The organism is Mycobacterium sp. (assembly GCF_035499775.1).
Taxonomy (GTDB): domain Bacteria; phylum Actinomycetota; class Actinomycetes; order Mycobacteriales; family Mycobacteriaceae; genus Mycobacterium.
Map to the genome: position 1 here is coordinate 65,599 of NZ_DATJYB010000063.1, position 8,942 is coordinate 74,540.

The window sequence follows — 8,942 nt, forward strand, 5'->3', positions numbered from 1 at the left end:
GGAATGGCGGGCTGATGGAGTCGGGCAATCAGACGTACGCGAGCCGGCACGCGTTACCCTCACCTGTAGTCGATCGCTGCCCATGCCGAAGCGTGTTTTTCGAAAGGATGCGGAAGGATTTCGGAACCCGGGGTGTATGCGCGACGTCTCTTGGCGGCCGTTGTCGCCGCCGTGCTCACGGTCGGGCTTGGCGGTTGCGGTAACACCGACACGTGGGTGGACGCGGCGCCCGCACCGGGCTGGCCCGCGCAGTACGGCGACGCCGCCAACAGCAGCTACACCGCGACGGCCGGCGCCACCAAGCTGGCGCTGGTGTGGACGCGCTCGGTCAAAGGGAGCCTGGCGGCCGGGCCGGCGCTGAGCGTACGCGGTTATCTCGCGCTGAATGCGCAGACGCCGGCCGGATGTTCGCTGATGGAGTGGGAGAACAACGCGAACGGACGGCAACGCTGGTGTGTGCGGCTGGTCCAGGGAGGCGGCGTGGGCGGGCCGTTGTTCGACGGTTTCGACAACCTCTACGTAGGCCAGCCGGGAGCGATCGACTCTTTTCCGCCGACCCAATGGACGCGCTGGCGCCAGCCGGTGATCGGGATGCCGTCGACCCCGAGGTTTCTGGGCGGCGGCCAACTGCTCGTCACGACGCACCTGGGACAGGTGGTGATTTTCGAGGCCCACCGCGGCAAGGTGGCCGGCAGCCCGCTGGATCTGGTGGAGGGCATCAATCCCACCGATGCCACCCGCGGCTTGGCCGATTGCGTGCCGGCGAAGGCGGGCTGCCCGGTGGCGGCGGCTCCCGCCTTCTCGAGCGTGAGCGGGACCGTGGTGCTGGGTGTCTGGCAGCCGGGCGCGCCGGCGGCGGGTCTGGTCGGGCTGAAGTATCACCCGGGGCAGACGCCGCTGATTGCCCGCGAGTGGACCAGCGACGCCGTCAAGGACGGGGTGCTGGGCAGCCCGGTGCTGTCCGCCGATGGATCGACCGTCTACGTCAACGGCCGCGACCAGCGCCTGTGGGCGTTCAACGCCGCCGACGGAAAGACGAAGTGGTCGGTGCCGCTGGGGTTTCTGGCGCAAACGCCGCCCGCGATCACCCCGCAGGGCCTGATCGTGTCCGGCGGCGGCCCGGACACCCGGTTGGCGGCATTCCGGGATGCCGGTAACCACGCCGATCAGGCTTGGCGCCGCGACGACGTCACACCGCTGTCGACGTCGAGCCTGGCCGGTGCCGGGGTCGGCTACACGGTGGTCAGCGGACCGGCCCGCGAGGACGCTCCCGGAATGTCGCTGCTGGTCTTCGATCCGGCCAACGGGCACACGATCAACAGCTATCCGCTGCCCGCGGCGACCGGCTATCCCCTCGACGTGTCGGTGGCCAACGATCGCCGGGTGGTGACCACCACCAGCGACGGTCAGGTGTACAGCTTCGCGCCGGCTTAGCCGGCCTGCCGGCGTGAGCTCGCGTCAGATTGCCAGCGGCGGGATGGAGCTGCGCGGCACTCGGGCCTGGGTTGCGCCGGCAAACGAAGGCAGCAGCTCACCCGGGGTGAAGTAGAAGATCAGCTGGTCGTCAGTGATGGCGAAATTCTGGTAATGGGACGGGTCGAGGCCGGCCGATGGCAATATCGCGGCACCCAAGGCGCTCTGATGTTCCAGCTCCCGCTGCACGATCGGGAAGATGCTGTCCAGCGCCGGGGTATTCGGCGGGAACAGCGTGTCGAAGGTGATGGGCTGCTTGGTCCCGAGGTTGTAGTTGAACGCCTTGTACCAGGTGGACGGATGTGACCCGCCCAGGTCCTGGAAGAACTTCAGCACCACGCTGCGGGTGTTGTGCGGGGGCTGGCCCGAGCTGTGCTGCTCGCTGGTCGCGTCCATTTGGTAGGGGTGATCGCGCCCCCCGGAGCCCTCCGCGACATTGACGAACCCGTCGCGGTTCTGCGTGATGTAGTCGGTCAGCGCCTGCTCGTCCGGATAGTCGACGGGGAACGTCATGTTGAGCGTGTACGTCGGGCCGGAGGCATGCAAACGGCAGGTCTGGTCGGCCAAGACGGTGCCGCCCAGGCTGGGGCACGACGGGGGCTCTGCGGCCGCCGGGCCGCCGCCCAGGGCCGTCGCCAGCACCGTCGCCAGTGCCACGGCCGCTATCAGATAACGCATCGTCGAGTTTGTCCTCGCAGACTCAAGGGGCGCCTGGAAGGTGATCGCCGCCAGCATACCGACGCTACCGCGAAGGCGAGCAGACGAAGACCGTCGCATGGCTCGCGGGACCGGAACCGAGGCGGGTGATCACCGCCGACAGAGCTCGGCCGCCGCGCAGCCGAAGGCGCCGCCGCAGCGCGTCGGGATCCACTTGAACGCCGCGGACCAGGATCTCCAGCGCGCCGCAGTCCAGCGCTGACAACGCCTGGCGCAGCCGCCGCTCGTCGAATGCCAGTTGGTCGAGCACCTCGAAGCCGCGCAGCCCCTCCGGGAGCCGGTCCCCGGATAGGTAGGCGATGTCGGGGTCGAGTTGCCACAGCCCGTGCCGCGCGCCGTAATGACGGACCAGCCCGGCGCGCACCACCGCGCCGTCGGGGTCGACGATCCATCGCCCCACGGGCCGCACCGCACAGTCGTCCGGCTCGGTATCGGTGATCTGCTCGCCCGTGTCGAGCACCGAGGCCCGCCGGCGCACACGGGGCCCAGCCAACCCGGCCGACCACAGGCAGGCTTCCCGGACCGACCCGTGGTATGACGTCAGCTCGATTTCGCCGTCGAACCCGAGCCGGGTCAGGTAATCGAAATCTATTCCGGGAGCGCACTTTACGACGAGATCTCGGCCGCGGTAGCTGTCCAGCAGCGGCCCCAGGCCGGGCTGGTAGTCGTCCGGGCTGAAGCGCCGCCGGCCGCCGGTGCGGCGCGCCGGGTCGACGACGACCACCGCGTCGCGGGTCACCGGGCGCAGCGCGTCGGCGCGGCACAGCCATGCGGCCGGTCCCAGGTTGTGCCGCGCCATCGCCAACCGCACCGCGTCGATGTCGCTGCCTACCACGCGGATCCCGGCGTCGCGCAGCGCGGCCAGTTCGGTGCCGATCGAGCACGTCGCGTCGTGCACCGGTTGAGCGCGGACGGCCAGCCGCGCGGCCCGGTGCCGGGCCACTGGCGCGGCGGTCGCCTGCTGCAGCGCCTCGTCGGTGAAAAGCCAATTCGAGGGCAGCTCTTTCGCCGCAGCCCGACGGCGCAGCAGCGTCGTCTCCACCAGGACCCGCGCCCGCTCGCCGAACCGGGCCCGCGCGGCGGCGGTGTCGGCGACCCGGGTGCTGTCGGTCAGCGGGAATTCGGCGACCGCTCGCAGCGCCGCGGCCCCCGGCTCAGAGCGCAGGTAATAGACGTCGTCCGTGTGGAAGCGCAAGCCTTGGACAAGCGGGGTCAGGACGGTTTGACCCCGGTGAGCATCACGTTGTAGAACCAGCCCTTCGGCACCAGGTGGCGCCAGACGTTGGCGTCCACCCAGCTCAGCGTCTTCCAGCTGGTGAAGGCGAACTTGGCCCAGCCCCAGCCGAGCTTGCCTTGCGGCACCGTCGCCTCGAAGGTGCGCAGCGGCCAGCCCAGCATTGCGGCGCTGAACTCCTCGGTGGCTGTCTGGACCTGCGTGGCGCCGGCGTTGGTCGCCATCTTTGCCAGGTCTTGCGGATCGAACGTGTGCAGGTCGACCACCCACTCCAGGGCCGCCGCACGAGAGTTCTCGTCGATCTCGGACTGTGGGCGGCGCCAGGAGCCCAGCCCGGGCAACTTGACCGCGCGGATGGTGACATTCCACGTCAGGTCCGCGAGCGCGCGGGCGTATCCGTTGCCGACGTTGGTGGGCTCACCGGCGAAGACAAACCGGCCGCCGGGCTTCAGCACCCGCAGCACCTCGCGCAGTGACAGCTCGACGTCGGGAATGTGATGCAGCACCGCGTGCCCCACCACCAGGTCGAAGGTGTTGTCGTCGTACGGGATGCCCTCGGCGTCGGCGACCCGCCCGTCGATATCCAGCCCCAGCGACTGTCCGTTGCGGGTGGCGACCTTGACCATGCCGGGCGACAGGTCAGTCACCGATCCGCGCCGCGCCACCCCGGCCTGGATCAGGTTGAGCAGGAAGAACCCACTCCCGCAGCCCAGTTCCAGGGCCCGGCCATAGGGCAGCTCGCGCATGACCTCGTCGGGCACGACGGCGTCGAAGACGTGCCGGGCGTATTCGACACACCGCTGGTCGTAGGAGATGGACCACTTCTCGTCATAGCTCTCGGCCTCCCAGTCGTGGTAAAGCACCTGGGCCAGTTTGCTGTCCTCCCGGGCCGCTGCCACCTGTTCGGCGGTGGCGTGCGGGTTGGGCGCGGGGTCAGCGGGGATCTTGGAACTCCTCGTCATGCAGGGCAGCCTAACCGCCGTCGGGATCGCTCTCGTCGGCAGCGTCCTGACCAGCGGCGAACACCTCGACATAACGGCGGCGTTCGGCGGCCAGCCGCTCGGTCGTGTCGAGCTCGAAGACATCGTTGATGCCGGCCTTGGCGGCGGCCAGCGCCCGCGGCGGCCCGTCCAGGAAGCGGCGGGCCCAGGCGGCGGCGCCGTCGTACACGTTGTCGGGGGCCACCAGCTCGTCGATCAGGCCCAGCGCCAGGGCTTCCTTGGCGTCGAAGAAGCGCCCGCTGAACACCAGTTCCTTGGCTCTGCTGGCCCCGGTGGCGCGGGCCAGCCGGGCCATTCCGTCACCGCCGGGGACCAGGCCGGCCAGGATCTCGGTGGCGCCGAACTTCACGTTGTCGCCGCTGACCCGCCAGTCGGCGGCCAGCGCCAGCGTCAGGCCGGCGCCCAGCGCGTATCCGGTGATCGCGGCGACGGTCGGTTTCGGGATCGCCGCGACGGCGTCGATCGCCGTGCGCCGGACCCGGGCGGCGGTGTCGGCCTCCAACGGGCTCAGGGTGCGCAGTTCGACCATCTCGTCGCCGGCGGAGAAGATCTCGTGCCCGCCGAACAGGATCACCGCGGCGACGTCGTCGCGGCGCCCCAATTCCTCTGCGGCGGAGGCGATTTCCCGGTAGACCTGACGGGTCAGCGCGTTGGTGGGCGGCCGCGACACGAGCAGCATCGCCAGGCCGGCGTCCTGCGAGCCGTCACTGACCACGACGCTGACGAACTCGCTCACCGAAGCCGTCACAGCGGCCACCCCATGGCGCCGCCCTTCATGCGCGCCTCGTGGTAGCGGTCGGAGTCGAAGAATTCGAAAACCCAGTTGTCGCCCCGCTTCTCCAGGAGCGGCTGAACGGGCGCGATCTGGCGTTCGACGGCCAGCACATCGGCGACGCTACGGCCGGCCAGCGAGTCCAGCTGGGTCCAGGTGGGCGGCAGCAGGACGTTGCGACCGGCCTCGAAGTCGTCGATGGCATCCGTCGGCAACGCCCAGCCGGAACGGTCGGATTCGGTGTTCTGGCCGTCGGCGCGCTGGCCCTCGGGCAGGGCCGCGACGAAGAAGTACGTGTCGTAGCGGCGGGTGCGCTCGGCCTCCGGGGTGACCCAGTTGGCCCACGGGCGCAGCAGGTCGGTGCGCAGCACCAGGTTTTCGGTGCGCAGGAAATCCGCGAACGACAGCGTCCGGTCGTCGAGAGCGCGCCGGGCGTCGGCGTAGACGGAGGCGTCGCCGACGATGGCTTCCGGGTCGTCGGCCGGGCCGGCGAACAGCACCCCGGACTCCTCGAAGGTCTCCCGGGCCGCCGCACACACCAGCGCCTCGGCCAGGTCGGTCTCGATACCGAATCGCTGCGCCCACCACTCCGGCGGCGGACCGGCCCAGGCGATCTCGGCGTTGCGGTCGCGGTCGTCGACGCCGCCGCCGGGGAAGACGATCACCCCGGGGGCGAACTCCATCTTCGAGTGGCGGCGCATCAGGAAGATTCTCAGACCGCCGGGTGCATCCCGGACCAGCATCACGGTGGCCGCGGGCCGGGTGGGTAGTGGCTCGGGGGTTGCGTTCATGACTGCCTCCGGTGGGCGGCGCGGGTGCGAATCCGCCGGGCGAAATAGCGGCCGTCGACGACGTCCAGCGCGATCGACTGGCCGAAGGCGGTGGACAGGTTTTCCGCGGTCAGCACGTCGGGCAGCAGGCCCGCGGCCACCACCTGGGCCTCCGACAGCAGCATGCAGTGGCTGAAGCCGGGCGGCACTTCCTCGACGTGGTGGGTGACCAGCACCAGCGCGGGTGCATCGGGGTCGGCGGCCAGGTCGGTCAGTCGCGCCACCAGCTCTTCGCGGCCGCCCAGGTCCAGGCCGGCGGCGGGTTCGTCGAGCAGCAGCAGCTCCGGGTCGGTCATCAGCGCGCGGGCGATCAGCACCCGTTTGCGCTCGCCTTCGGACAGCGTGCCGTAGGTGCGCTCGGCCAAGTGCTCGGCGCCCAGGCTCTCCAGCATGTCGACCGCCTGGCGGTAGTCGACGTCTTCGTAGCGCTCCCGCCACCGGCCCAGCACCGCATAGCCGGCCGAGACGACCAGGTCGCGGACCACCTCGTCGGTCGGGATGCGCTGCGCCAGGGCCGACGAGCTCAGCCCGATGCGTGCGCGCAATTCCGACACGTCGACGCGGCCCAGCCGCTCGCCGAGCACGTAGGCGACGCCCGACGACGGGTGCTCGGTGGCCGCGGCGATGCGCAGCAGCGACGTCTTGCCCGCGCCGTTGGGGCCGATGATCACCCATCGCTCGTCGAGTTCGACGGTCCAGTCGACGGGCCCTACCAGCGTGCGCCCCTGCCGGCGCAGCGTTACGCCTCGGAAGTCGATCAGCAGGTCGGGGTTGGCTGGGCCGTTTTCGGGGCCGGTCTCGGGCACCCGATCATCGTGCCGCATGGGCCGCGAGCAGACGCAAAAGCCCCCATTTCGTGTCGGCTCGGTGTCGGCCTTGCGGCGCGAGCGTGCGTGCCCCACCCCGCGAGCGACCCCAAAAGCACAGAAAAACGCCCATCAGACGTACATCTGCGGACCCTCGCGACGGGCTACTCCGGCGGAATCTCGACGCGGCGCACCACGCCGTCGACCGCGTCGGCGGCCTCGATCTCGCCGCGGGTCACGCCCAGCAGAAACAGCACCGTGTCCAGGTAGGGATAGCTCAACGACGCGTCGGCCACCGCCCGCAGCGCCGGCTTGGCGTTGAACGCCACGCCCAGCCCCGCCGCGGCCAGCATGTCGATGTCGTTGGCGCCGTCGCCAACCGCGACGGTCTGCTCCATCGACACCCCGGCCTGGTCCGCGAAGTCCCGCAGCGCCTTGGCCTTTCCGGCCCGGTCGACGATCGTCCCGACCACCCGGCCGGTCAGCATGCCGTCGACGATCTCCAGCTCGTTGGCCGCGACGAAGTCCAGCATCAGCTCGTGTGCCAGCGGGTCGATGACCCGCCGGAAGCCCCCGGAGACCACGCCGCAGTGAAAACCCAAGCGTCGCAACGTGCGTAGCGTGGTGCGGGCACCGGGCATCAGCTCCAGTTGGTCGGCGACCTCGTCGAGCACGGTGGCCGGCAGGCCTTTCAGCGTGGCCACCCGCTGCACCAGGGACTCGGCGAAATCCAGCTCGCCGCGCATCGCGGCCTCGGTGATCGCCGCGACCTGCCCCTGGGCGCCCGCCCGGGCGGCCAGCATCTCGATGACCTCGCCCTGGACCAGCGTCGAGTCGACGTCGAACACGATGAGCCGCTTGGCGCGCCGGGCCAGGCCGTACTCCTCGACGGCCACGTCGACCTGCTCCTCGGCCGCAACCCTGGTCAGCGTGGTCTGCAATTGCCCACCCACCCCCGTCGGCACCGAGACACGCAACTCCAACCCGGTGACCGGATAGTCGGAGACGCCGCGGATGAGGTCGATGTTGACGCCGAGCGCGGCCACCTCGCGGGCCACCGCGGCGAACGCCTCGGCGGTAATGGGCCGGCCAAGCACCATGATGGTGTGGGTCGAGGGTTCCCGGATGATCGGCAGGTCGTCACTGCGCTCGATCGTGACGTCGAGGCCCTTGTCGTGAATCGCGGCCCCGACTTCGCGGCGCAGCGCACTGCCGTCGGCGGCGACTTCCGGCGCCCCGGACACCAGCACGCCCAGCGTCAGGCGGCCGCGGATCACCACCTGTTCGACATTGAGCAGCTCGACCTTATGGCGCGAGAGGACCTCGAAAAGCGCGGACGTCACACCTGGCTGATCCGCACCGGTGACGGTAATCAGTACCGACACCTTGGGTGGTGTGTTCACCCGCGGTATCGCCCCATCAGCCCGATTTCACCTTGGCGGGCTTGTCGTGATTGCGCCCGACGTGTGCTTCGGCGCGTAGTCGTTCCACCATGTGCGGATAGTGCAACTCGAACGCCGGACGCTCCGAACGGATCCGAGGCAGCTCGGTGAAGTTGTGCCGCGGCGGCGGGCAGCTGGTCGCCCACTCCAGCGAGTTGCCGTAGCCCCACGGGTCGTCGACGGTCACGACCTCGCCGTAGCGCCAGCTCTTGAAGACGTTCCACACGAACGGAAGCATCGACGCGCCGAGGATGAACGCCCCGATCGTGGAGACGACGTTGTAGGGCGTGAAGCCGTCGCTTTCCAGGTAGTCGGCGTAGCGGCGCGGCATGCCCAGGTCACCGACCCAGTGCTGCACCAAAAACGTGGTGTGGAAACCGATGAACGTCAGCCAGAAATGCAGCTTGCCCAGCCGCTCGTCGAGCAGCCGACCGGTCATCTTGGGGAACCAGAAGTAGATGCCGGCGAACGTCGAGAACACGATGGTGCCGAACAGCACGTAGTGGAAGTGCGCGACCACGAAATAGCTGTCGCTGACGTGGAAGTCCAGCGCCGGGCTGGCCAGCAGCACACCGGTCAGGCCGCCCAAAAGGAAGGTGACCGCGAAACCGACCGAGAACAGCATCGGCGTCTCGAAGGTCAGCTGGCCCTTCCACATTGTGCCGAC

Annotated in this window: 9 protein-coding genes; 1 reads left to right on the plus strand and 8 read right to left on the minus strand. The window is 69.7% G+C overall.

The genetic code is table 11. The features are described 5' to 3' along the window. The first annotated feature begins 132 nt into the window (after nt 1-132). A complete protein-coding gene (locus tag VML93_RS04165; RefSeq protein ID WP_325607967.1) occupies nt 133-1,434 on the plus strand; it encodes a PQQ-binding-like beta-propeller repeat protein in 1,302 nt (433 codons plus the stop codon). A 24-nt stretch (nt 1,435-1,458) separates the two neighbouring features. Here VML93_RS04165 and VML93_RS04170 read toward each other — a convergent pair whose 3' ends face one another. From VML93_RS04170 to VML93_RS04205, 8 genes are all read right to left on the minus strand, one after another. Further along, on the minus strand, nt 1,459-2,151 hold the full coding sequence (locus VML93_RS04170; protein ID WP_325607969.1) for an esterase: 693 nt from the start codon (nt 2,149-2,151) through the stop codon (nt 1,459-1,461). Nucleotides 2,152-2,215: 64 nt separating this feature from the next. Then, nucleotides 2,216-3,385 (minus strand): THUMP-like domain-containing protein, encoded by a 1,170-nt coding sequence (locus VML93_RS04175; RefSeq protein WP_325607971.1) that lies wholly within the window; start codon nt 3,383-3,385, stop codon nt 2,216-2,218. A 17-nt stretch (nt 3,386-3,402) separates the two neighbouring features. Beyond that, entirely contained in the window at nt 3,403-4,386 is a 984-nt protein-coding gene (locus VML93_RS04180; RefSeq protein ID WP_325607973.1) for a class I SAM-dependent methyltransferase, read from the minus strand. A gap of 10 nt (nt 4,387-4,396) precedes the next feature. Further along, nucleotides 4,397-5,161, minus strand: coding sequence for an enoyl-CoA hydratase (locus VML93_RS04185; protein ID WP_325607993.1), 765 nt, complete (start codon nt 5,159-5,161; stop codon nt 4,397-4,399). Between the two features lie 8 nt (nt 5,162-5,169). Further along, a complete protein-coding gene (locus VML93_RS04190; protein WP_325607975.1) occupies nt 5,170-5,988 on the minus strand; it encodes an NUDIX hydrolase in 819 nt (272 codons plus the stop codon). After that, entirely contained in the window at nt 5,985-6,851 is an 867-nt protein-coding gene (locus tag VML93_RS04195; protein WP_325607977.1) for an ABC transporter ATP-binding protein, read from the minus strand. Before VML93_RS04195 ends, VML93_RS04190 begins: the two co-directional genes overlap by 4 nt. 146 nt (nt 6,852-6,997) lie before the next feature. After that, a complete protein-coding gene (serB, locus tag VML93_RS04200) occupies nt 6,998-8,236 on the minus strand; it encodes a phosphoserine phosphatase SerB (RefSeq protein WP_325607979.1) in 1,239 nt (412 codons plus the stop codon). A gap of 16 nt (nt 8,237-8,252) precedes the next feature. Next, the coding region (locus tag VML93_RS04205) for a cytochrome c oxidase subunit I (RefSeq protein ID WP_325607981.1) at nt 8,253-8,942 on the minus strand (690 nt) is incomplete at its 5' end.